The organism is Microbacterium sp. SSM24, from assembly GCF_025989145.1.
In the GTDB taxonomy this organism is placed as follows: Bacteria; Actinomycetota; Actinomycetes; order Actinomycetales; family Microbacteriaceae; genus Microbacterium.
The window spans coordinates 637816-661289 of the sequence record NZ_JAPDNQ010000002.1; the positions used below are offsets into that span (position 1 = coordinate 637816).

Sequence of the window (23474 nt, forward strand, 5' to 3'; positions counted from 1 at the left end):
GCGGGCGCTGCTACGCCCGAGGCTCACGCGCGGCGTCTGCGGATCGCCGCTGTCGCGCGAGGATGAGGACTCCGGAGGCGACTCCGGAGAGGAGCAGGATCAGACCGAGGGCGTACAGCCCGGCCCGGCCGGGACCGCCCGCTTCGGGCAGATCGAGAGCGGGGACGTCCTTCACGCGAATCGTCGTGACTCCGTCGAGTTGGACGAGCGTCACGTTGGCGGATACATCCGCTCCGAGGCTCACAGCGCCGTCGGCACCGATGGTGAACGGCACGCGGTGGGAGAGCAGCGCGAAGCCATCGAGGGCGCGTGTCTCCTCGAGCCAGTAGGACCCCGCCGGCAGCGACACGTCACGGAACAGGCCCGTGACGGCCGAACCGCCCGAGATGGCCGACGGCACCGAGCCGACGAGTGCCGTGCCGCCGGTCGCGGCATCCCAGATCGCCCATGCCGAGCCGTCCATCGGGACGACCGCGCCCGTCGACGCCTCCCCCACCTTCTGGATCTGCACCGGTGTCGGTGTGACCTGCGCGGTCGTGCACTCGTCGGTGCAGGGTTCCGGTTCGATCGGATCGCCAGGCTCGCCTGCCGTCCCCGTGACGGTGTTCGTGAGCGTCCGCGACCAGGCGTCATCCGCGACGGTGATGCGATACGTGACAGTGGCGGTCGCGCCGGCCGGGAGTGTGAACGGACCCGCGGTCAGCTCGCCGCCGACCGGCTCGGGGACGACGACCGGTGAACCCGCACCGACGGTGAGCGTCGCCGACCCTGCCACGAAGGCGGCGTCGTCGAGCACCGCGGTCAGGTCGTCGACGATGGTGACCCCGTCGATGTCGACGGTTGCGTCGCTCGTGATCGTCACCGTGTACGTGAGGACGTCGCCCGGATCGACCATCGCGCCGTCCTCGAGGACGACCCCGGCCACCGCGGCGGTCTTCGCCAGCGACCACGTGAGGATCGGCTCGGCGATCACGGTCGCCGTCGCCTCGTTCGAGATGACGTCGCGCCCGTCCACGGTCGTGCCGGAGGCCGAAGCGGTGTCGTCGATGCGGCCGTGGTCGACGTCGGCGACGGTTGCGATGTAGGTGGCCGTGCAGGTCATGCTCGTGTGCGGCTCGAGGGCCGTCTGCGGGCAGGTCGGGCCCGAGAGCAATGGACTGGCCGGTGCGTGCTGCACATCGGTGACGTCGATGGCTTCCACGCGCACGTCCGCGATGTTCTTCACGACGAACTCATACGTGATCAGTTCACCCGGACCGGTGATCACCGCGGGTGTCGGAGTCTTGGTGATGGTCAGTCCGACGCACTCACCGGCATCCTGCACGGCGCTCGCGCCCCAGAACTGAGGTCCGCCGGAGAGGACGGTGGTGTACGAGAGCGCTCCGACATTCGTGGTGGGAAGCGTGGCGAGCGCGATGCGGTTGATCCGGCCCGCGGGCGCGGCCATGTAGAAGTAGCCGCCGGATTGCGCTCCACCCCACATGGCCGGCACGGTGCCGATCTGGGTCAGCGTGCCGTTCGTGTGGATGCGGAAGACTCGCGAGTCCGAGAGGTTGCCATCGAGCGGGCGGACACCGAAGGCGAGGATGTCTCCGTCGGGAAGAACGGTGAAGTCACCGGCGGCGCTGATCTGACTGGGAAACTGCGTCCACAGCGTTGTGACGCCGGTGCGCACGTCGAGGCGGAAGATCGCCCTCGAGGAGTAGGAGCCGACGAGCAGAGTGTTCTCATCGATCGCCGTCAGCGCGTTGAGGCTCCACAGCCCGGTGCCGAACCCGGGGACGGTGCCCTGGGTCAGAATCGGGCCCGTGATGGGAACAGCCGTGAGGGCGTCGCCGGTAGCGGGGTCGATGGTGCGAAGGACCGGCGCCTGACTGGTGCCGCCGTCGTAGTCGACCGCGTACAGCACGCTTCCGTTGCTGCTCCAGGCGATATCGCCGTACTCCCGCTCCACAGGAACGGACGAGATCAGCTGGAATGTCGTGGGGTCGTACTGCTGAAGACCGTCGGCGGTGTTCGTCCACACCGGGACGGCGACACACGCGGCGGGGCGGGTCTGAGCCGTCGTCGTGCTCTGGTCGTTCGCGGGGTTCGGGTCGCGCTCGTTGCCGACGACGCGCGCGGCGTTCGTCAGCGCGCCGGACGTGGCGGAGGTCACCGTTGCGTTGATCGTGATGGTCTGGGTCGCGCCGACGGCCAAGCCCGCGAGCGCGCAGCGCAGCACCCCTGCCGCGATCGCACATCCGGGCGTCGGGGTCGACGCGCTCGTGACCCCGGTCGGAAGGGCGTCGGTCACCTGGCTTCCCGACGAGGCGCCAGGACCATGGTTGGTAACCGTGAGGGTGTACGCGATGGCGGAGCCGGGCGTGTAGAAAGCGGGTCCGGACTTGACGATCCCGAGGTCGACGTCGACGCCCGGCGTCGACGCGCCGTCGTTGTTGGCGGACGCGGGACCGGTCGTCGCCGAGACGCGCGAGAACGTCGGCGTCGCACCGGTCGGGTTGGTGATCGCGACCTGGTAGACCGTTCCCGAGGTGTTCTCGGCGAGTCCGAGGTTGCCGTTCCCGTAGACCCACTGCGCGCCGAAGGTGCCGCCGAACCCGAGTCCCGTGGCCCAGGATGAGACCTGGCCGGTCGTCGGGTTGATCCGATACATCACGTCATTGGTGTTCAGTCCCCACAGGTAGCCGTCCTTCCACACGAGGTCCGAGAGGTTCGGGACGGATGCCGAGAGCGTGACCAGGGTGGCCACCCGCGTCGTGACGTTCACGGCCCACATCTGACCCGAGGGCGACTGCGAGCCGCGCACGTACAGCGTGTCGGCGGTGGCGTCGGAGCCGAACGTGCCCTGGTTGTAGATGTCGGACCCGGGCGGCGCGGGAAGTCCCGTCACGCTCCCGAGGCTCGTGACCACTCCGCCCTGCCCGATCCTCACGAGTACGGTCCGGAAACCGGTGTCGCGGCGGATCCCGTAGAGGTAGTTGTCCGCCGAGTTGAACCCGACCGCGTTGTACCCGATCGCTGCGGCGGCGCCATCGGGCTGCAGCGTGATCGATCCGTTTCCCTGGACAGCGGTGTACAGACGACTGGGTACGTCCTGGGTGACGAAGACGCGCGCAGCCGTCGGATCGAAAGCGTCCCCCGGGGCGGCCGCTGCCGGCGACGAGGTGCCGAACGGGGCGAGAACGAGGGCTGCCGCGATGGCAGCGATGGTGAGCACGGCCGGTCGGCGTCGAGCCGTCGCACGCGCTGTGCCTCTGGTGTGCGCTCGGTGCGCACGCGTCGATGACGTGTCCACGTCTTCCTCCCCGGTTCGCCTGTTCGGTGCCGACTTCCGTCGCCCAGACACCTCGTCGAACTGCCCCAGAACCATAAGGAATGCGATAAATGCGCGGAAACAGCGCGGTGATTTCGCTTTTGTTACGCGATCTGCAGCCGTGTGATTCCGGGGCTGAATGCACTGATGCGCGGAATTTCGGCGAAGAGAACTCCCCTATTGATGGGGGTTGACGAATCCTGCGCGGGGCGCGCGCCGGAGCGACATGAGATGCGAGCACCGCGCTGCGTGCTCCGAGCCGGCGGAGGCGCCGGCTTCGGGAGAAGGGACAGGGCGGTCACGCGGGTGGGCTGGTGGACGCCCAGACGAGAAAAGCCCCCGATCGCTCGGGGGCTTTTTGGTGGACCTGAGGGGACTCGAACCCCTGACCCCCTGCATGCCATGCAGGTGCGCTACCAGCTGCGCCACAGGCCCGGATTTCGCCGCCCCTCGCGGGGCAACTAGACCAGCTTACAACACCGGATCGGGTGCTCCGAACCGGTGTCTCACTCCGCCGCAGTGCGCGCGGGGATCTCGATCGGGACGACCGGGCAGTCCTTCCACAGGCGCTCGAGTCCGTAGTACATGCGCTCCTCTTCGTGGAACACGTGCACGACCAGGTCACCGAAGTCGAGCAGGACCCAGCGGGCCTCCTTGCGACCCTCCCGGCGCAGTCGCTTGTGCCCGGCTTCGAGAAGCCGGTCCTCGACCTCGTCGGCGATGGCGGCGACGTTGCGCTCGCTGCGCCCGGTCACGAGCAGGAACACGTCGACGAGCGGGAGCGGCTCCGAGACATCGAGCGCCACAAGCTCCTCGCCGCCCTTGGCGTCGGCGGCGATCGCCGCGATCTGCAGCATGTCGTGGGACTGAGCGGATGCCGTCATCACAGTGATCCCGTCACGAAGGCGAGGATGAGCACGCCGACGAGCGCGAGCGCGAGCGCACCGGCCGTGATCGCGAGCGTGAGCATCAGTTTGCTGCCCTTCTCGGGCACGGGCGGCCGGATGACCTCACCGGCGGACTTGACCGTGCTGATCGCGGCGCTGGCCGCGATCGGCGTCGGGGAGGAGTGCGCAGGCAGCTCGCCGTCGATGAGTGTCGCGTCGACCTCTTTGCCGTCGGCGGTGCCGAGCGCGTGACCGGTCGACCCGAGACCCTCGGGCAGGTTGAGCGTGCCGGTGATGAGCACCTCGCCCGTCGCGCTCATCGGTGCGGAGATGGGCGCCATCTCGGGCGCCTGCGACAGGATCAGCGCGTTGGGCATCGAGACGGTTCCGGTCGATCGCGAGAGCAGCTGATCGAACGACGCGGGCAGCGCGGCCTGTTCGGGCTCTCCGGCGAGGAGCCCCGCCCCCAGGAGCGGGTTCACGACGCGGTCCTGGTTCTTGGCGTCCGTCTGATCGACGTCGGCACTGAGCTCTTCCCAGGGCGACCCGGGCTCGGAATCTTCGACGACCGGCGTGTCGTCGAGGTCGGCGGGAGCCTCGAGATCGGCGGGCGCTTCCGGTTCGGCCGCCGCGATCACGGGGGCGGGAGCCGTCGCGAGCCCGAAGAGGTCGTGCATGCCGCTGCTGGGCGCGACCGGCTGGTCGCGCGTCAGGGCGGGGGTGGATCCCGCGGCGGCGAGGGACGCCGTGTGGGCTGCGGCGACCTCGGGGGTGATGACGGGAACGGATGCCGTGCGGATGCGCTCCTGCTGACGCGCCTGGCGCCGGGTGAGCGGCGATGCGCCGAGGTCGACCGATGCGTCGGCGACGGGAGCGGGGGCGACCACCACGGGATCGGCGGCGCGCGGAAGCGGCGTGAAGGTCACAGGCTGCCACGCCGGAGATTCCGCGGCGGGCGGGGGCGCGAGAGATTCCACGACGAAGGTCGCCTCGTCGAGCTCGTCGACAGGGGCCGCGGCCTCGGCCACGGTTTCGGCGGTGATGACGGGCGTCGACCCCGTGTTGCGGATCTCCCGCATCTGCTTGCGTGTCAGCGGTTGATTCGCCGGCTGCTCGGTTTTACTCATTCCTTGCTCCGGTAGAGATGATGCTTCGCAATGTATTGGACGACCCCGTCGGGCACGAGGTACCACACCGGGTGTCCTTGACCTACCCGGTCCCGGCAGTCTGTCGACGAGATGGCGAGAGCAGGGATCTCGAGCTGACTCACGTCTTCACTGGGCAGTCCATCGGTGCTGAGCACGTGGCCGGGACGGGATACCGCGACGAAGTGCGCGAGGTCCCACAACTCATCATGGTCCCTCCAACTGAGAATTTGCGCTATCGCGTCGGCACCGGTGATGAAGTACAGCTCGGCGTCGGGCCGCTCGGCCTTCAGATCGCGCAGTGTGTCGATCGTATAGGTGGGTCCCGAGCGATCGATGTCGACACGGCTGACGGTGAATCGGGGATTGGATGCCGTCGCGATCACGGTCATGAGATAGCGGTGCTCGCTCAGCGAGACGCCGTCCTTCTGCCAGGGCTCCCCCGTCGGGACGAAGACGACCTCGTCGAGGTCGAACCATTGCGCGACCTCACTGGCGGCGACGAGGTGGCCGTGATGGATGGGATCGAACGTCCCACCCATGACCCCGACTCTCGGGGCTCCCGTCACCGACATGCAGTGCGGCCTAGTGGCCGTGCCCCGCTCGGTGCTGGATGTCGTCGGCGTGGGCCGCCGCGTATGCCTCCGCCTTGTGCGCGTGGCGGTTGGCCACGTTGCGATAGGAGAGCGTGACGATCGCGAGGGTTGCGAAGATCGCGACCGCGACGATGCCGAACCCGACGGTCTCGAGAGCGACGTTGCCGTGGTGCTCGGATTCTTCCGCGGCGAGGGCGACGATCGTGGCGATGGTCATTCGGGCTCCGTTTCGGGTTCGCCGGTTGGCGGGCTGCTGTTCAGTTTAGGCGCTCAGGCGCGGACTTGTCCGACGCCTCGCGCGAGCCACTTCGTGCTGGTGAGCTCGGTGAGGCCCATGGGCCCGCGCGCGTGCAGCTTCTGCGTCGAGATCCCGACCTCGGCGCCGAAGCCGAACTCGCTCCCGTCGGTGAAGCGCGTCGACGCGTTGGCCATGACGACGGCGGAGTCCACCTCTGCCAGGAAGCGCTCGGCGTTGGCCTCATCCCGGGTGATGATCGACTCGGTGTGGTGGGTCGAGTAGCGCCGGATGTGGTCGAGCGCCTCATCGAGGTCGTCGACGACGCGCACCGCGATGTCGAGGCTCAGGTACTCGGCCTGCCAGTCCTCCTCGGTCGCGGGCACGACCCCCTCGGCGAGGGCCGCGACGACGGCATCCCCGTGCACGGTCACCCCCCGCTCGCGCAAGGCGGCGACGACCGGCGGAACGAGGCTGGGGGCGGCATCCGCCAGCACCAGCACGGTCTCGACGGAGTTGCACACGCTCGGGCGCTGGACCTTCGCGTTCACGACGATGTCGCGCGCCCAGTCCAGGGGCGCACTCGCGTCCAGCACGATGTGGACGACTCCCGCGCCGGTCTCGATGACGGGCACGGATGACTCGGTGACGACGGTCTCGATGAGCTGTGCGCTTCCGCGGGGCACGAGCACGTCGACCACGCCGCGAGCCTGCATGAGCTCGCGCGCACCCTCGCGACCGAACTCGTCGACCGTCTGGATCGCCTCGGGATCGATCCCCTGCTCGGCGAGGGCGCCGCGCATGGCACGCACCAGTGCCGCGTTGGTCTTCTCGGCGGCCGACCCCCCGCGGAGCACGACCGCGTTACCCGAACGCAGAGCCAGCGCGGCGATGTCGACGGTGACGTTCGGCCGGGCCTCATAGATCGAGCCGACCACACCGAAGGGCACAGCGATCTTGGTCAGCTCCACGCCGTTGGCGAGCGTCCTCTCGTCGAGGACCCGTCCCACAGGATCGGGCAGCGCCGCGATGTCGCGCACCGCCGCCGCCAGCGCGGCGACACGCGGCTCGTCGAGGCGCAGCCGGTCCTGCAGTGCGACGGACAGACCGGTCGCCCGGCCGCGCTCGAGATCCTCGGCGTTGGCGGCGACCACGGCCGGCGCGGACTGCTCGATCGCGTCGGCGATGGCGTGGAGCGCCTCGCGCTTGCGCGCGTCGTCGAGAAGACCGACGCTGCGGGAGGCCTCTTTGGCGAGCAGCATCCGTTCGCGGGCGGTCGTGGCCGTGGTGGTCATCCGCCCAGTTTATCGATGGGCGGTGCGCACCGGACCGGTCGCGGCGGGCGCCGTCGGCTCGGGGTTCGGCTGGAACCACGTTCCGATCTCAGCGCCGGTGAGCGCCTCGTCCACGAGATCCGCGCTCGTGACGAGGACTCCGATACCGGATGCCGCAGCCAGCCTCGCCGCGGACACCTTCGTGGCGGCGCCCCCGGTGCCGACGCTGTTGACGACGACGGAGCCGAACTCGAACCCGTGGAGGTCATCCCCGTACGCCACATGCGGGATGGGGACGGCTCCCGGCTCGTCCGGCGGTCGCGTGTACAGGCACTCGATATCGCTGAGGAGCACGAGCGCATCCGCGCCGATCAGCTGGGCAACGAGTGCCGCGAGCCGGTCGTTGTCGCCGAAGCGGATCTCGTGGGTGGCGACGGTGTCGTTCTCGTTGACGATCGGCAGGATCCGCAGGCCCAGCAGCCGTTCCATCGCGCGGCGCGCATTGGACCGGTGCGTCGGGTTCTCGAGGTCGCCGGCGGTGAGCAGCACCTGCCCGGCCACGATCTGGAACGGTCGCAGCGCAGCCTGGTAGCGGTAGATGAGGACGTTCTGCCCCACCGCGGCCGCCGCCTGCTGGGTGGCGAGATCGCTGGGACGCGCGTCGAGCATCAAGTAGGGCATCCCGGTCGCGATCGCGCCGGACGAGACCAGGACGACCTCGGTGCCGCGACCGTGCGCCGCAGCGAGGGCGTCGACGATCGGCCCGATCTTCTCCGTGTTCTCGCCGCTGATGGACGACGAGCCGACCTTCACGACCACGCGGCGTGCCGACGCGAGGCTCTCGCGCTCGATCACGCTCACGCGTCGTCGCCCTCGTCGTCCCAACGGGGTCCGGCGATGCGTTCGGACTCGAGCTCCGCACGAGCCTCGGCCTTGGCATCCATCATGTCGTGGTAGCGCTCGCGGCGCTCGGACGTCGTGCGCCGCGAGCTCTGGAGCAGGCGGGGATCGGTACCGCGCGGCGCCGTCGCGAGCTCGGCCGTCGACTTGACGGACGGCTCCCAGTCGAAGATGATCCCGTCGCCCTCGCCGATGACCACCGTCGCCCCGGGTGTCGCCCCGGAGCGGAACAGCTCGTCCTCGACGCCCAGCTTCTCGAGCCGGTCGGCGAGATAGCCGACGGCCTCTTCGTTCTGGAAGTCGGTCTGCTGCACCCATCGCAGGGGCTTCTCGCCGAGGATCCGGTAGATGTTGCCGTACGTGCCGCCCTCGACGCGGATCCAGAACTCCTTCTGCGACCCCTTGGGACGGATGACGATGCGCTCGGGCGCGGGCGCCTTCGCCAGCTCGACACGATGCGCCGCGACGATGTCGCCGAGCGCGAACGTCAGCTGGCGAAGACCTTCGTGGCTCACCGTCGAGATCTCGAACACCCGGAAACCGCGCGCTTCGAGCTCGGGACGGACGAGGTCGGCGAGATCCTTCGCCTCGGGGACGTCGACCTTGTTCAGGGCGATCAGCTGCGGGCGGTCGAGCAGCGGGGTCTGACCCTCGGGAACCGGGTAGGCGCCCAGCTCGGCGAGGATCACGTCGAGGTCGGTGAGCGGATCACGGCCGGGATCGAGGGTCGCACAGTCGAGCACGTGGACGAGCGCAGTGCAGCGCTCGACGTGGCGGAGGAATTCGAGGCCGAGGCCCTTGCCCTCGCTCGCGCCTTCGATCAGTCCGGGGACGTCGGCGACCGTGTACCGGGTGTCGCCGGCCTGCACGACTCCGAGGTTGGGGTGGAGCGTGGTGAACGGGTAGTCCGCGATCTTGGGCCGAGCGGCCGAGATCGCCGCGATGAGGCTGGACTTGCCGGCGGACGGGAAGCCGACGAGCGCGACATCCGCCACCGTCTTCAGTTCGAGGAGGACGTCGCCCTCCCACCCGGGAGTGCCGAGCAGGGCGAAGCCGGGGGCCTTGCGCTTGGGGTTGGCCAGCGTCGCGTTGCCGAGACCGCCGATGCCGCCCGGAGCGACCACGAACCGCATTCCGGCGTCGATCATGTCGACGAGCGTCTCGCCCTCGGAATCCTTCACCACGGTGCCCACCGGGACGGCGAGCTCGAGCGCCTCGCCCGCGGCGCCGGAGCGGTGGTCGCCCATGCCGAAGCCGCCGTTGCCTCCGGCGCGGTGCGGCGAGTGGTGGTACGAGAGGAGCGTCGTCACCTGAGGGTCGGCGACGAGCACGATGTCGCCGCCATGACCACCGTTGCCGCCGTCGGGGCCGGCCAGCGGCTTGAACTTCTCGCGCTTGACCGACACGCAGCCGTTGCCGCCCTTGCCGGCGCGCAGATGCAGCGTCACACGATCGACGAACGTGACCATGTGTTCCCCCTCACGAAGCGGTCTGGGTCAGGCCCAGAGTAAAGGGAAAGGGGCGAGCCGAAGCCCGCCCCTTCCTCGAAAAATGCGCAGCGCGTGGATTACTCCGCGGCCGCCACGATGTTGACGACCTTGCGGCCGCCCTTCTGACCGAACTCGACCGCGCCCGCTGCGAGAGCGAACAGCGTGTCGTCGCCACCGCGACCGACGTTGGCGCCGGGGTGGAAGTGGGTGCCGCGCTGACGGACGATGATCTCGCCGGCGAGGACCTTCTGGCCGCCGAAGCGCTTCACGCCCAGTCGCTGAGCGTTGGAGTCACGACCGTTACGGGTGGAGCTTGCGCCCTTTTTGTGTGCCATCTCTGCGTCTCTTCCTGGACTTACTTGATGCCGGTGACCTTGACGCGCGTGAGGTCCTGACGGTGCCCCTGGCGCTTCTTGTAACCGGTCTTGTTCTTGAACTTCTGGATCACGATCTTCGGGCCGCGCTCCTCGCCGAGAACCTCGGCGGTGACGGTCACCTTCGCGAGCTTGTCGGCATCGGTCGTGACGGTGTCTCCGTCGACGTGGAGCACGACGGGCAGCTCGATCGAGTCGCCGATCTTCGCCTTCTGGCGGTCGAGCACGACGATGGTGCCGACCTGCACCTTCTCCTGCCGGCCACCGGCGCGCACAACTGCGTAAACCACTTCACACCTGTTTCTACTGGATTGGAGCGCACGGCTCCGGTTGTCTTTGCGAGACTCTGCCCTTGCGAGAAGAGGAAGTCCTGGTGCGGCAGCGACGGCTCCAGCGGGCTGCTGAGCCTGTCGGGCATCGCCATCATCCTGCGAAACGGGACGCACCAAAGGACTACTTTACCGGATGCTGCGACCAACGGCAAAAGCGCGACCAGACCGTGTCGCGCGCGCCGTCTTTGTAGGATCGCGGAGTGGCGATCCTCATAGACGATCCGCGCTGGCCGGCGCACGGCCGACTCTGGGCGCACCTCGTGAGCGATTCGGATCTCGACGAGCTCCACGCGTTCGCCGCAGCGAACGGCATCCCCCGTCGCGGCTTCGACCGCGACCACTACGACGTCCCCGATGAGGCGCACGCACGCCTCGTCGCGGCCGGCGCCGAGCACGTCAGCGGCCACGAGCTGGTGCGCCGCCTGATCGCCTCAGGACTCCGCATCACCGCGCGGGAGCGCCGCGCCGGCCGCTAGCCGGCGCGACGACGTCACTCCTCGTTCGGCGTGTGCGCCACCGGCGTGCCCGTGAGGGCGGCGGTGGTGACCCGGCGACGCGAACGGCCCTGACCCGGTGCCTTCGGCTCGGGGAGAGCGCTGAGCACGGAGTCGAGCAGCATGTCCGTCTCGGTCTTCGGCACGGGCTTGGCCTTGGCCGACTCGCCGCGCTTCTTGCGCGCCTTCTTCGGCCGTTCCACCGGCGGTTCCGCGACAGCGGCCGCTTCGACGGGGACCTCGTCGTGGTGATGAATGGTGGATGCCGCGATCTGCGCGAGCGCGGACTTCGCGCCCTCGGTGATCACATGTGTGCCGTTGGAGCCGCCGCCGGCGCTCGGCTGCTGGGCGCCGCCGCGCTGACGTCGACCCGAGGACGACGACGATCCGGCCGAAGCCTGAGATCCGCGGTGCTTCACGACCGGGTCGTGGTGCACGATGACGCCACGTCCCGCGCACACCTCGCACGCCTCGCTGAAGGTCTCGAGCAGGCCGAGTCCGAGCTTCTTGCGCGTCATCTGGACGAGTCCGAGAGAGGTCACCTCGGCGACCTGGTGCTTCGTACGGTCGCGGCTCAGGCACTCGACGAGACGGCGCAGCACGAGATCCCGGTTGGATTCGAGCACCATGTCGATGAAGTCGACGACGATGATGCCGCCGATGTCGCGCAGGCGCAGCTGGCGCACGATCTCCTCGGCCGCCTCGAGGTTGTTCTTGGTGACGGTCTCTTCGAGGTTTCCGCCGGAGCCGACGAACTTGCCCGTGTTGACGTCGACGACGGTCATCGCCTCGGTGCGGTCGATCACGAGCGAGCCGCCCGACGGCAGCCACACCTTGCGGTCCAGCGCCTTCTCGATCTGCTCCGTCACGCGGAACTGGTCGAACGGGTCGCGATCGCCCTCGTAGGCCTCGACGCGCTCGAGCAGGTCGGGCGCGACGCTCTCGACGTACTTCGTGATCGTGTGGTGCGCGTCCTCGCCCTGGATGAGCATCCTCGAGAAGTCCTCGTTGAAGACGTCGCGCACGATCTTGACCAGCAGGTCGGGCTCGGAGTGCAGCAGCGCGGGAGCCTGGATCGACTGGACCTGCGTGCTGATGTGCTCCCACTGGCTGGTGAGCCGCTGGACGTCGCGCGTCAGCTGTTCCTCGGTGGCGCCCTCGGCCGCGGTGCGCACGATCACGCCCGAGGACTCCGGGAGCACCTCCTTGAGGATCTTCTTCAGGCGAGCGCGCTCGGTGTCGGGAAGCTTGCGCGAGATGCCGTTCATGGCGCCGCCGGGCACGTACACCAGGTAGCGGCCGGGGAGCGATATCTGGCTCGTGAGACGGGCGCCCTTGTGGCCGACCGGATCCTTCGTGACCTGCACGAGCACCCTGTCGCCGGACTTCAGCGCGAGCTCGATGCGGCGCGGCTGGTTGCCGGTCTCGACCGCATCCCAGTCGACCTCGCCCGAGTACAGCACCGCGTTGCGGCCGCGGCCGATGTCGACGAACGCCGCCTCCATGCTCGGGAGCACGTTTTGCACGCGGCCGAGGTAGACGTTGCCGATGAGCGAGGCGTCCTGGTTGCGCGCGACGTAGTGCTCGACGAGCACGTTGTCTTCGAGCACCGCGATCTGGATGCGGCCGTTCTTGGACCGCACGATCATCACGCGGTCGACCGACTCGCGGCGCGCGAGGAACTCCGCCTCGGTCACCACGGCGCGGCGGCGACCGGCCTCGCGGCCGTCACGACGGCGCTGCTTCTTCGCCTCGAGACGCGTGGAGCCCTTGATGCGCTGCGGCTCGGTGATGAGCTCGACGGCGCGCTGACGAGGCTGCGACGGCTCGGATGCCTCGTCCCGGCCCTCTCCCCCGCGACGGCGGCTGCGACGGCGTGAGGAGGTCGACTGCTCGTGCTCCTGTTCGGGCTCGGCGTCGGGGACCGCGGGAAGGGCGATCACCTCGGGGGCGTAGAACAGGAGCTGCGTCGACACCGCCGACACGAACACCTCGGGCAGCAGGCCCAGCGAGACCGCCGTGGCGGGAGCGTCGGGCTCGGGCTCAGCGGCGGGAGCCTCGGGCTCGGCGGCCTCAGCGGCCGGCGCCTCGGGCTCAGCGGCCGGCGCCTCGGGCTCGGCGGCGGGCGCCTCCGGCTCGACGACCGGGGCCTCGAGTGCGGATGTCTCTGTCTCGGCGACGTCGGGAGCGGCATCCGCTTCCGGCGCGTCGGTGGTCGGCGCCGGGGCGCCTTCTTCGTATACCTCGACCGCTTCGATCACCGCGTCGGTCTCGGCCGCGGCGAGATCGTCGCCCGCTGCGTCTGGCGCTAGCGGGGCATCCGATCCGGTCTGCGGGGTGAGGTCTTCATCGTTGCCATCGGCCATCACTGGCTTGCTCCCTGCGGGTCGGCTCCGCGCGCCGCCCGGCGAAATCTCTTGCGGTGCCGCACCTGCGGTGCCGCGAACTCACTCGGTCTGCAACGGGTTCCCGGCTCATGCGGCGGGAGCTCTCGCTGCCAAGGGCATTCGTCGCCCTGAAGTCTTCTGGTGATGAGCGTCGCGGCGCGGCCGCGGCACATCGGAGACCATTATCGCACTTTCGCCCGCCGAATGCTCGTCGGCGGCGCGCCGGTGATTTGGCACGGCCCGGTACGCGGCATCCGCTCAGCCCCCGATGCCATAATCCGGAGCATGCCCGAGACCCCCTCGCACCCGCGTCACACGGTCATGGCCGTGTGGCTCATCATCGCCGGCGCGATCGGCTGGTGGGCGGCCTTCTCGCTGACGATGGAGCGCCTCCACCTCCTGGCGGATCCTGACGCGATCGCCTCGTGCGACTTCAGCATCCTGGTGCAGTGCACCGCGAACCTCGAGTCGTGGCAGGGCAGCGTGTTCGGCTTCCCCAACCCGATCCTCGGCCTCACCGGGTGGGTGGCGCCGATCGTCGTCGGCGTCGCGATGCTCGCGGGCGCACGGTTCGCGCGCTGGTTCTGGTGGCTGTTCGAACTCGGGATGCTGTGCGCGTTCGTCTTCGTGATCTGGCTGATCGCGCAGAGCATCTTCGTGCTGGGCACCCTGTGCCCGTGGTGCATGGTCACGTGGATCGTCACGATCCCGACGTTCTACGTCGTCACCCTCCACGTGCTGCGCGCCGGGTTCGTCCCCGTCGGACCCCGCGCGCGCCGCCGCGCCGAGGCGCTCATGGGATGGGTGCCCCTGATGGCGGTCGTCAGCTACGCGATCATCGCCGTGATCGCCCAGATCCGTCTGGACGTGCTCGGGAACCTCTTCTAGCGCGCGTCAGAACCAGATGCCGAGCTCGCGGGCCGCGGATTCCGGGCTGTCGGACCCGTGCACGAGGTTCTGCTGCACCTTGAGGCCCCAGTCGCGGCCGAGGTCGCCGCGGATCGTGCCGGGCGCCGCGGTGGTCGGATCGGTGGTGCCGGCGAGCGAGCGGAAGCCCTCGATCACGCGGTTGCCGGCGAGGCGGATCGCCACGGAGGGTCCCGACATCATGAACTCGAGGAGCGGCTCGTAGAACGGCTTCCCCTCGTGCTCGGCGTAGTGCCGCTCGAGGGTGCCGCGGTCCGGCTCGACGAGGCGGATGTCGACGAGCGAATAGCCCTTCGCCTCGATGCGGGCGAGGATCGCGCCCGTCAGGCCGCGCGCGACTCCGTCGGGCTTGACGAGGACGAGGGTCTCTTCGGTGGCCATGGAGGTCTCCGTTTCCGCCGGTCAGGCTTCTTCTGCAGGGTTCGCCGCGAGTCGGGCGTTGCGCCGGTCGAGGGCCGCTCCCTTGATCGTCGCATATGCGTACATGCCGCCGAAAATGAGGGCGACGATCGCCAGCGACGGCACGAGGAACGCCCCGAGCGCCACGACCACCTGCAGCACCCAGCCGAGGGCGATCCCCCACGCGTATCGCAGGAAGCGCGTCGTCAGGATCATGAGGACGGCGACCACCGTGCCGGCGACGATCCCCCACCACGGCGCGATGGGCTCGGGCAGCGCGCGCAGGCCGTAGATCACCAGCCCGCCCAGGAACGCGATGATCGACTCGAAGGCGAGGACGATCGATGCGAGGGACTCGGCCGCCCCACGGGGCCGGCGCGTCCGGGGCGCGGGAGTCTCGGCGGCGCTCACGCGTCCCACCCGCTCTTCCATGCCTCGGCGTCCGCGAGGGCGAGCGCCTCTCCCGCGAGGACGACGGAGCCCGCGATCACGACCGCACGCCGGTCCGATGCCGCCGCCCACGAGCGCGCGGCTTCGGCCGCCTGCGCGAGGTCGTCGTGCACCGTGACGGGCAGTCCTTCCGCTTCGGCCAGGTCGGCGAGCCGGTCGGCCTCTTCGGCGCGGTCCGACGCCGGCGAGGTCGCGAAGACGTGCGTCGCGATCGGTGCCAGCGCGCGGACGATCCCCGCCGCGTCCTTGTCGGCGAAGACGCCGAGGACGACGCCCCACTCGTCGAAGTCGAATGCTTCGCGCAGCGCGGTCGCCAGCGCCGCCGCCCCGTGCGGGTTGTGCGCGGCGTCGACGAGCACCGTGGGTGCGATGCCGACCAGCTGCAGCCGGCCGGGGGCGGTCGCCTGGCTGAGACCGTCTGCGAGCACGTCGCCCGCGACGGGCTGCGCGGCGCCGCCGATGAGCGCCTCGACCGCGGCGATCGCCAGCGTCGCGTTGAAGCCCTGGTGGGCTCCGTACAGCGGGAGGTACTCGTCCTCGTAGGTGCCGGCGAGCCCGCGCACCGTGATCTGCTGGCCGCCGACGGCCAGCCGCTGCTCGACGAGTGCGAAGTCGGTGCCCTCGAATGCGATCGTCGCGCCCTGGGACGCGGCGGCCTCCCGCAGCACGGCCTCGGCCGCGGCATCCTGCCGTGCGGACACGACGGCCGCGCCGTCCTTGATGATCCCCGCCTTCACCGACGCGATCTCGGCGATCGTCTCGCCGAGGCGGTCGGCGTGATCGATGTCGATCGGAGTGAACACGGCGACGTCGCCATCGGCGGTGTTCGTCGAGTCCCAGGCTCCGCCCATGCCGACTTCGAGCACGAGCACGTCGATCGGGGCATCCGCGAAGGCGACGAACGCCAGCACGGTGAGCAGCTCGAAGAAGGTGAGCGGCGCGTCGCCGGCGGCTTCGAGCTCGGCGTCGACGAGGCCGACGAAGGGCTGGATCTCGTCCCAGGCGTCGGCGACCGCGGCATCCGCGATGGGCTCGCCGTCGACCATGATGCGCTCGGTGAACCGCTCGAGGTGCGGGCTCGTGAAGAGGCCGGTCCGCAGGCCGTGCGCGCGCACCAGACTCTCGATGAGCCGGCTCGTCGACGTCTTTCCGTTCGTGCCCGTGACATGCACGACCCGGTACGTCTTCTGCGGATCGTCGAGCAGCTCCAGGACGCGTCGGGTGCGCTCCACGCGAGGCTGCACCCAGCGCTCCCCCTGCCGCTCCAGGAGCGCCGCGTACACGGCGTCGGCGCGGGCGATGTCGCGGTCGCTCATGCGGATGCCTCCACCTTCGTCACCTCGACGCGGAACGCGCCGCGGTTGGCGAAATCGCCCGCCGCGTGCGTGCGGACGAGGTCGCTCGGGAGCGCGACGGCCCCGGCGAGGACGGCGCCACCGGCCAGGAGCGCCGTGCCGTCCGGTCCGACGACCGAGTAGTCGAGCGCGAGCGTCTCGCCCGCGACATCCGCCACCGCGAACGCGCTCGCCACCGCGGCCGCGTCGTCGGGATCGTCGAAGCTGAGGCGCAGGTCGATGCGGTCGCTGACCTCGAAGCCGGCGGCCTTACGGGTGTCCTGCACGGCGCGCACGACGTCGCGTGCCAGGCCCTCCGCTTCGAGCGCGGGAGTGGTCGTCGTGTCGAGCAGCACGAAGCCGCCCTCCGCCAGGAGTGCGATCGCCGTGCCCTCGTCGACGCCGCCCGCCTCGAGGGTGAGCTCGTACTCGCCCTCCTGCAGGGCGACGCCGTCCACGACCACGACGCCGTCGACCTCTTCCCACACGCCGGCGCGCGCACCGGCGATGACGTGCTGCACCTGCTTGCCCAAGCGCGGTCCGGCCGCCCGCGCATTCACGCTGAGCCGCTTGCTGATGCCGTAGCGCTCGGCGACGTCGCCGTCGAGCTCGACCAGGTCGACCGACTTGACGTTCAGCTCGTCGCGCAGGATGCCCTCGAACTGCGCGAGGGACGCGGCATCCGGAACCACGACGGTGAGCTGCGCGAGCGGCAGGCGCACGCGCTTGCCCTCCTTCTTGCGCAGCGCGTTCGCGACGCTGGACACCTGGCGCACCGCGTCCATCGCGGCGCGGATGTCGTCGGCTCCGGCGAACGCCGCCGCGTCCGGCCAGTCCTGAAGGTGGACGCTGCGGCCGCCGGTGAGTCCCTGCCATACGCGCTCGGAGACCAGCGGGATGAGCGGCGCGGCCACGCGCGTGAGCGTCTCGAGCACCGTGTAGAGCGTGTCGAAGGCCTCGCGGCTCTTCGGGTCGTCGGACACCCCGACCCAGAAGCGGTCGCGCGAGCGGCGGATGTACCAGTTCGTCAGGGCCTCGGCGAAGTCGCGCAGCCGCGCGGCGGCCGTGGTCGAGTCGAGCCCCTCGAGGTCCGCCGCCACGTCGCGCACGAGGTCGCCCGTGAGCGCGAGGATGTAGCGGTCGAGCACGTCGGTCGAGTCGGTGCGCCAGGATGCCTCGTACCCGACCCCGTCGGGGCCGCCGGCTGCGTTGGCATAGGTCGCGAAGAAGTACCACGTGTTCCACAGCGGCAGCAGGAATTCGCGCACGCCGGCGCGGATCCCCTCCTCGGTCACCACGAGGTTGCCGCCGCGCAGCACGGACGACGCCATGAGGAACCAGCGCATGGCGTCGGAGCCGTCGCGGTCGAAGACCTCGCTGACGTCGGGGTAGTTGCGCAGCGACTTCGACATCTTCTGCCCGTCGCTGCCGAGCACGATGCCGTGGCACGAGACGCCCGTGAATGCCGGGCGGTCGAACAGCGCCGTCGACAGCACGTGCATCACGTAGAACCAGCCGCGCGTCTGCCCGATGTACTCGACGATGAAGTCGGCGGGCGCGTGCTCCTCGAACCAGTCGTGGTTCTCGAAGGGGTAATGCACCTGCGCGTAGGGCATCGAGCCGGAGTCGAACCACACGTCGAACACGTCCTCGATGCGACGCATGGTGCTGCGCCCCGTGGGATCGTCCGGGTTCGGGCGGGTGAGCTCGTCGATGAACGGACGGTGCAGGTCCACATCGCCCGCAGCGTTCACCGGCAGGCGGCCGAAGTCGCGCTCGAGATCCGCGAGCGACCCGTACACGTCGATGCGCGGGTACTCGGGGTCGTCGCTCTTCCACACCGGGATCGGCGAGCCCCAGTAGCGGTTGCGGCTGATGGACCAGTCGCGCGCGCCCTCGAGCCACTTGCCGAACTGACCGTGCTTGACGTTCTCGGGCACCCAGGTGATCTGCTCGTTGTTCTCGAGCAGGCGAGGCTTGAGGTCGGTCACGCGCACGAACCAGCTCGACACCGCGCGGTAGATCAGGGGGTTCCGGCACCGCCAGCAATGCGGATAGGAATGCTCGTAGCTCGCGAGGCGCAGCAGCCGGCCCGACTGGCGCAGCAGTCGCACGAGCGGCGTGTTCGCATCCATCCACAGCTCGCCGGCGACATCCGTCACCTGCGGCAGGAACCGTCCGCCGTCGTCGAGGCTCGTGATGAGCGGGATGCCGGCGGCCTCGGTCACCCGCTGGTCGTCCTCGCCGTAGGCCGGCGCCTGGTGGACGATGCCGGTGCCGTCGCCGGTCGTGACGTAGTCGTCCACGAGGATGCGCCACGCGTCCGCGGTGCCCCAGGTCGCGGCATCCGCGTAGTAGTCGAACAGCCGGTCGTAGGCGACATCCTGCAGCTCGGAGCCCACGACGGTCTGCACGATCGCCTCACGCGCGGCGTCGGCCGACTCGTAGCCGAGGTCCTTCGCGTACCCGGCGAGCAGCTCCTCGGCGAGCAGGTACCGGTGCGCGTACGCCTCGGCGGGCTCATCCGCGTGACCGTCGGGCGCGTGGTGCACGTCGGCGGCTCCGGCGGGTCCGCCGGGAAGCACGACGTAGCGGATGTCGGGTCCGACGGCGAGCGCGAGGTTGGTCGGCAGCGTCCACGGCGTCGTCGTCCACGCGAGCGCCCGCACGCCGGTGAGCCCCAGCGCCTCGGCCTTCGCGCCGACCAGGGGGAACGTCACGGTGACGGACGGGTCCTGGCGCATCTTGTACACGTCGTCGTCCATGCGCAGCTCGTGGCTCGACAGCGGCGTCTCGTCGCGCCAGCAGTACGGCAGCACACGATAGCCCTCGTAGGCGAGGCCCTTGTCGTGGAGCGTCTTGAACGCCCACAGCACGGACTCCATGTACGACGTGTCGAGCGTCTTGTAGCCGCGCTCGAAGTCGACCCAGCGCGCCTGCCGGGTGACGTAGTCCTCCCACTCGTGGGTGTAGGCGAGGACGGATTCGCGGGCCTTGGCGTTGAACGCCGCCAGGCCCATCTCCTCGATCTGGGTCTTCTCGGTGATGCCGAGCTGCTTCATCGCCTCGAGCTCGGCGGGCAGACCGTGCGTGTCCCAGCCGAACACGCGGTCGACCTTCTTGCCGCGCATCGTCTGGAAGCGCGGGAACAGGTCCTTCGCGTAGCCGGTGAGCAGGTGACCGTAGTGCGGGAGGCCGTTCGCGAACGGCGGGCCGTCGTAGAACACCCACTCCTCGGCGCCCTCGCGGTTCGCGATGGACGCGCGGAACGTGTCGTCGGCCTCCCAGAAGGCGAGCGCGTCGCGTTCGATCGCGGGAAATCGCGGGCTCGACACGACGGAGTCGGCGGCGGGTCCGAACGAGGACTTGGGGTAGGTCATGTCACTCCAGCAGGTTGCGATGCTTCCTGCGAGGACGACTCTTGCGAGCCGCGGTACCACCCCGCGTGGCGTCCGCCGGGGCGGACACCCTCTCTCACTGCGGCTGTGACGGGCCTGCCCCGCTCGGTTCTAGTGACCCCGAAGGGTGTTCTTCCGAGAGCTCCCCGGTGATGGCCGGATCGATGCTGGTCGTGCCAGTCTACGCGGGCTCCGACCCGGGCGCACCCGACGGCGCCGCCCGAGACGCCGCGAGGAGCTCACGGGTGAACGGATGCTGCGGCTCGGCGAAGACCTGGGCGGTGCTGCCCTGCTCGACGATGGCGCCGTCCTTCATCACGATGACGTCGTCGGCGACGGCCGCGACGACACCGAGATCGTGCGACACGAAGACGAGCGTGAGGTCGCGTTCCCGCTGCAGCCGCGCCAGCAGGTCGAGGATCCGCTCGCGGACGAGCGGGTCCAGCGCCGACACGGGCTCGTCCAGCACGAGCACCTCGGGAGCGGAGGCGAGGGCGCGGGCGATCACCGCGCGCTGGCGCTGCCCGCCGGAGAGCTCCGCAGGTCGGCGTCCTGCGAACGACGCGTCGAGCTCCACTTCGGCGAGAAGGCGCTCCACGCGTTCGGCACGGTCTGCTCGCGCAACGCCGCCCGCAGCGAGAGCCTCAGACAGCGACCGGCCGATCCGCCACCGGGGATCGAGCGCGCCGAGCGGATTCTGGTGCACGAGCTGGATCCTCCGCTGGGTCGCGGGGGTGGGCGGATGTCCGTCGAGGAGTACCTCGCCGGCATCCGGCGCCTCCACCCCGACGATCATGCGCGCGATCGTGGTCTTGCCCGAACCCGACTCCCCCACGATGCCGAGGGTGCGACCTCGCCGCACCGAGAAGGAGACCTCGCGCACGGCCGGCGCGTCGAACGCCTTCGAGAGGCCGCGCACGTCCAGCCGGACGGGAGCGTCGGCCGCAGACCCCGGCCGCGGCACGTGCCCGGCGGCGGCGACGAGCCGGCGCGTGTACGGATGCTGCGGATCCGCGAAGACGTCGGACGTCGCGCCCGCCTCCAGCACATGTCCGCCGCGCATCACCAGGACGCGGTCCGCGACGCCGCGCACCGCCGCGAAGTCGTGACTGATGAAGACCACCGCCACCCCGCGGTCCGCGATGGTGCGCAGGAGCGCGAGGATCCGGGCCTGCACCGTCGCATCGAGCGCCGTCGTCGCCTCGTCGGCGACCAGGATCGACGGATCCCCCGCGAGGGCGGACGCGATCAGCGCACGCTGCCGCAGCCCGCCGGACAGCTCGTGCGGATACTGTCTCGCGCGCCGCGACGGATCGGGCATCGCGACGTCGGCGAGCAGCGCGCCGACGCGCTCCTGGAGGGCCGAGCGCGGCATCCGGGGACCGTGGAGCCTCAACGGCTCGGCGACTTCCGCCTCGACGCGCCGGAGTGGATCGAGCGACACGAGCGCATCCTGCGAGACGAGTGCGATGCGTGATCCGCGCAGTCGTCGCCAGCCGCGCTCGTCGAGGCTGCGCGCGTCCACCCCCGCGATCTCGAGCAGCTCGGCCCGCACCTCTGCCTGGCGCGGAGTCAGCCCGAGGAGCGCGCGCGCGGTGAGCGATTTCCCCGCGCCGGACTCGCCGATGATCGCGACGCACTCCCCCGGAGCCACGGAGATGTCCAGCCCGGCGACGACGCGCTCGTCGCCGAAGGACACGCTGAGACCGCGCACCTCGAGCCCGGTCATCGCCCGCTCCCTTCGGCACGCGCGCGCAGACTGCGCCCGACCACCGTCGCGGCGAGCACCGTGAGCGAGATCGCCGCACCGGGGAACGCCGACACCCACCACGCCTGGCCGATCACGTTGCGTCCGCCCGCGAGCATGAGGCCCCACTCGGGGCTCGGCTCGGCCGGCCCGAGCCCCAGGAAGCTCAGGCCGGCTGCCGCGAGGATGCTGGAGCCGATGCCGATCGTGGCCAGGACACTGAGCGCCCCGACGACGCCGGGCACCACGTGGCGCGCGAACGCCAGCGGTGCGGGTACGCCGAGGATGCGCGCGGCCTCGACATGCTCGGCGAGCCGCAGCGTACGCGTCTGCACCCGGGCGAGGCGGATGTAGATCGGGATCGCCGCGATCGTGACGGCGATCGCGACGTTGACCGGGCCGGGTCCGAGAAGTGCCACGACCACCAAGGCGACGAGGAATTCAGGGAAGGCCAGCAGGATGTCGGTGGCCCGCATCGCCGCGGCATCGACGAGGCGCGGGGCGATCCCGGACAGAGCCCCGATCGTCAGGCCGACCAGGAACGCGAGAGCGGTGGCCAGCACGCCGATGCCCACGGACCTGCCCGCTCCGTAGATCACCCGCGAGTACACGTCACGCCCGCTCTGGTCGGTGCCGAACGGGTGGGCGGCACTGGGCGGCAGCAGCGCCGCGCGCACGTCGGTCTGCAGCGGGTCGTAGAGGGCGAACAGCTGCGGGGCGAACGCGACGGCGACGATCAGCGCCAAGGCCGCGAGGGCCGCGGCGAGGGCGATCCGCCGCGACAGTCTCATGCGCCGGCCTTCTCACGGACGACACCGGCGCTGGGGGCACGACGCAGGCGGGGGTCCAGCAGCGGGTACGTCAGCTCGACGACCAGGCTCACGACGGCGAACACCACCGCGCTGAGGAGGATGATCCCCGTGATGACGGGCAGGTCGCGGTCCGTGATCGCGGTGAGGGTGACACGCCCCAGTCCCGGGCGGGCGAACACGGTCTCCACGAGCACGGCGCCGCCGAGCAGCGAGCCGACGAGGTACGCCGCGAGCGTGAGCGCACCGGTGGCGCCGTGACGCAGCGTGTGGTGGACCGTCAGCCACGTGGAGCTCGCCCCTCGCGCGCGGACGGTCGTCGCGAAGGGCTGGTTCTCGGCGGACTCGATGCCGTCGCGCAGCACTTGGCCGAGCAGTGCTGCCACGGGCAGCGCGAGCGTCACCGCGGGGAGGACGATCGTGGCCGGGTTCCGCGACCCCGCAACGGGGAACCAGCCGAGACCGAACGCGAAGATGCTCAGCAGCAGCAGCCCGATCCAGAAGACCGGCGAAGACAGCACGACGAGCTCGACGCCGCCGGCGATCGTGCGCGAGACCCGGCCGCCCGCCAGCAGAGCCACCGCGAAGGCGAGCACCACTGCGATCGTCAGCGCCAGCGCGGAGAGCTGCAGTGTCGCACCCAGCTGGCGGCCGATGACCTCGGTCACCGGCATCCGCAGCTGGTACGACTCCCCCAGGTCTCCCCGCAGCAGCTGGCCGAGATACGCGACGTACTGCTCGAACGGCGGCCGGTCGAGGCCGAGGTCGGCGCGGATGGCCGCCTTCACCTCTTCGCTCACCTGCGCCTGCGGTCCGAGCATGACGTCGACGGGATCGCCCGGGATGACCCGGAATGCCAGGAAGGCCAGCGTCGCCGCTCCCCAGAGCACCACGACGACGGATGCCGCGATCCCGGCCGCGCGAAGCGCGAGACGCCGAACTGCTGCCCGCGATGCCGTCATCGCCCGTCGCGTCCGCCC

At 70.2% G+C, this 23474-nt stretch carries 20 protein-coding genes and 1 tRNA gene; 2 read left to right on the forward strand and 19 right to left on the reverse strand.

From position 1 onward, the window contains the following. Positions 1 to 10: 10 nt before the first annotated feature. From OL358_RS14980 to rplU, 11 genes are all read right to left on the reverse strand, one after another. Positions 11 to 3220 (reverse strand): DUF6923 family protein, encoded by a 3210-nt coding sequence (locus tag OL358_RS14980; protein ID WP_264710858.1) that lies wholly within the window; start codon positions 3218 to 3220, stop codon positions 11 to 13. Positions 3221 to 3675: 455 nt separating this feature from the next. Next, positions 3676 to 3751 (reverse strand) — tRNA-Ala (locus tag OL358_RS14985). Between the two features lie 71 nt (positions 3752 to 3822). Then, positions 3823 to 4200 (reverse strand): ribosome silencing factor, encoded by a 378-nt coding sequence (rsfS, locus tag OL358_RS14990; protein WP_264710859.1) that lies wholly within the window; start codon positions 4198 to 4200, stop codon positions 3823 to 3825. Then, positions 4200 to 5330, reverse strand: a complete 1131-nt coding sequence (locus OL358_RS14995; RefSeq protein WP_264710860.1) for a hypothetical protein — start codon at positions 5328 to 5330, stop codon at positions 4200 to 4202. Before OL358_RS14995 ends, rsfS begins: the two co-directional genes overlap by 1 nt. Next, positions 5327 to 5923, reverse strand: coding sequence for a nicotinate-nucleotide adenylyltransferase (nadD, locus tag OL358_RS15000; protein ID WP_264710861.1), 597 nt, complete (start codon positions 5921 to 5923; stop codon positions 5327 to 5329). The genes OL358_RS14995 and nadD overlap by 4 nt, the downstream gene beginning before the upstream one ends. 10 nt (positions 5924 to 5933) lie before the next feature. Continuing rightward, positions 5934 to 6161 (reverse strand): hypothetical protein, encoded by a 228-nt coding sequence (locus tag OL358_RS15005; RefSeq protein ID WP_264710862.1) that lies wholly within the window; start codon positions 6159 to 6161, stop codon positions 5934 to 5936. A 53-nt stretch (positions 6162 to 6214) separates the two neighbouring features. After that, on the reverse strand, positions 6215 to 7474 hold the full coding sequence (locus tag OL358_RS15010; RefSeq protein ID WP_264710863.1) for a glutamate-5-semialdehyde dehydrogenase: 1260 nt from the start codon (positions 7472 to 7474) through the stop codon (positions 6215 to 6217). Positions 7475 to 7483: 9 nt separating this feature from the next. Further along, positions 7484 to 8314, reverse strand: a complete 831-nt coding sequence (proB, locus tag OL358_RS15015; RefSeq protein ID WP_264710864.1) for a glutamate 5-kinase — start codon at positions 8312 to 8314, stop codon at positions 7484 to 7486. Next, on the reverse strand, positions 8311 to 9822 hold the full coding sequence (gene obgE / locus OL358_RS15020) for a GTPase ObgE (RefSeq protein ID WP_264710865.1): 1512 nt from the start codon (positions 9820 to 9822) through the stop codon (positions 8311 to 8313). Before obgE ends, proB begins: the two co-directional genes overlap by 4 nt. Positions 9823 to 9920: 98 nt before the next feature. Further along, positions 9921 to 10178 carry a 50S ribosomal protein L27 gene (gene rpmA, locus OL358_RS15025; protein ID WP_056119621.1) on the reverse strand — a complete coding sequence of 86 codons (258 nt, stop codon included), beginning with the start codon at positions 10176 to 10178 and terminating at the stop codon, positions 9921 to 9923. A gap of 20 nt (positions 10179 to 10198) precedes the next feature. Beyond that, positions 10199 to 10507 carry a 50S ribosomal protein L21 gene (gene rplU / locus OL358_RS15030; protein ID WP_264710866.1) on the reverse strand — a complete coding sequence of 103 codons (309 nt, stop codon included), beginning with the start codon at positions 10505 to 10507 and terminating at the stop codon, positions 10199 to 10201. 242 nt (positions 10508 to 10749) lie between these two features. Here rplU and OL358_RS15035 point away from each other — a divergent pair, with 242 nt between their 5' ends. Beyond that, entirely contained in the window at positions 10750 to 11025 is a 276-nt protein-coding gene (locus OL358_RS15035) for a DUF4031 domain-containing protein (RefSeq protein ID WP_264710867.1), read from the forward strand. A 14-nt stretch (positions 11026 to 11039) separates the two neighbouring features. Here the strand turns inward: OL358_RS15035 and OL358_RS15040 are convergent, their stop codons facing one another. Beyond that, positions 11040 to 13409, reverse strand: coding sequence for an Rne/Rng family ribonuclease (locus OL358_RS15040; RefSeq protein WP_264710868.1), 2370 nt, complete (start codon positions 13407 to 13409; stop codon positions 11040 to 11042). A gap of 306 nt (positions 13410 to 13715) precedes the next feature. Between OL358_RS15040 and OL358_RS15045 the strand changes: the two genes are divergently transcribed. Further along, positions 13716 to 14318: a vitamin K epoxide reductase family protein gene (locus OL358_RS15045; protein ID WP_264710869.1), complete on the forward strand. Its 603-nt coding sequence runs from the start codon at positions 13716 to 13718 to the stop codon at positions 14316 to 14318. A 6-nt stretch (positions 14319 to 14324) separates the two neighbouring features. On the opposite strand, the gene ndk is transcribed toward OL358_RS15045, so the two are convergent. The 7 genes from ndk to OL358_RS15080 all read right to left on the reverse strand — a co-directional run bounded on the left by ndk (position 14325) and on the right by OL358_RS15080 (position 23456). Continuing rightward, positions 14325 to 14738 carry a nucleoside-diphosphate kinase gene (ndk, locus tag OL358_RS15050; protein ID WP_264710870.1) on the reverse strand — a complete coding sequence of 138 codons (414 nt, stop codon included), beginning with the start codon at positions 14736 to 14738 and terminating at the stop codon, positions 14325 to 14327. Between the two features lie 21 nt (positions 14739 to 14759). After that, the gene (locus OL358_RS15055) at positions 14760 to 15167 is read right to left on the reverse strand and encodes a DUF4233 domain-containing protein (protein WP_264710871.1); all 408 of its coding nucleotides are present in this window, start codon (positions 15165 to 15167) and stop codon (positions 14760 to 14762) included. After that, positions 15164 to 16522 (reverse strand): bifunctional folylpolyglutamate synthase/dihydrofolate synthase, encoded by a 1359-nt coding sequence (locus OL358_RS15060; protein WP_264710872.1) that lies wholly within the window; start codon positions 16520 to 16522, stop codon positions 15164 to 15166. Before OL358_RS15060 ends, OL358_RS15055 begins: the two co-directional genes overlap by 4 nt. Next, on the reverse strand, positions 16519 to 19920 hold the full coding sequence (gene ileS, locus OL358_RS15065) for an isoleucine--tRNA ligase (RefSeq protein WP_264710873.1): 3402 nt from the start codon (positions 19918 to 19920) through the stop codon (positions 16519 to 16521). Before ileS ends, OL358_RS15060 begins: the two co-directional genes overlap by 4 nt. 199 nt (positions 19921 to 20119) lie before the next feature. Further along, entirely contained in the window at positions 20120 to 21667 is a 1548-nt protein-coding gene (locus tag OL358_RS15070) for an ATP-binding cassette domain-containing protein (RefSeq protein WP_264710874.1), read from the reverse strand. Continuing rightward, positions 21664 to 22476 carry an ABC transporter permease gene (locus OL358_RS15075; protein WP_264710875.1) on the reverse strand — a complete coding sequence of 271 codons (813 nt, stop codon included), beginning with the start codon at positions 22474 to 22476 and terminating at the stop codon, positions 21664 to 21666. Before OL358_RS15075 ends, OL358_RS15070 begins: the two co-directional genes overlap by 4 nt. Next, positions 22473 to 23456, reverse strand: coding sequence for an ABC transporter permease (locus OL358_RS15080; protein WP_264710876.1), 984 nt, complete (start codon positions 23454 to 23456; stop codon positions 22473 to 22475). Before OL358_RS15080 ends, OL358_RS15075 begins: the two co-directional genes overlap by 4 nt. Positions 23457 to 23474: the final 18 nt, after the last annotated feature.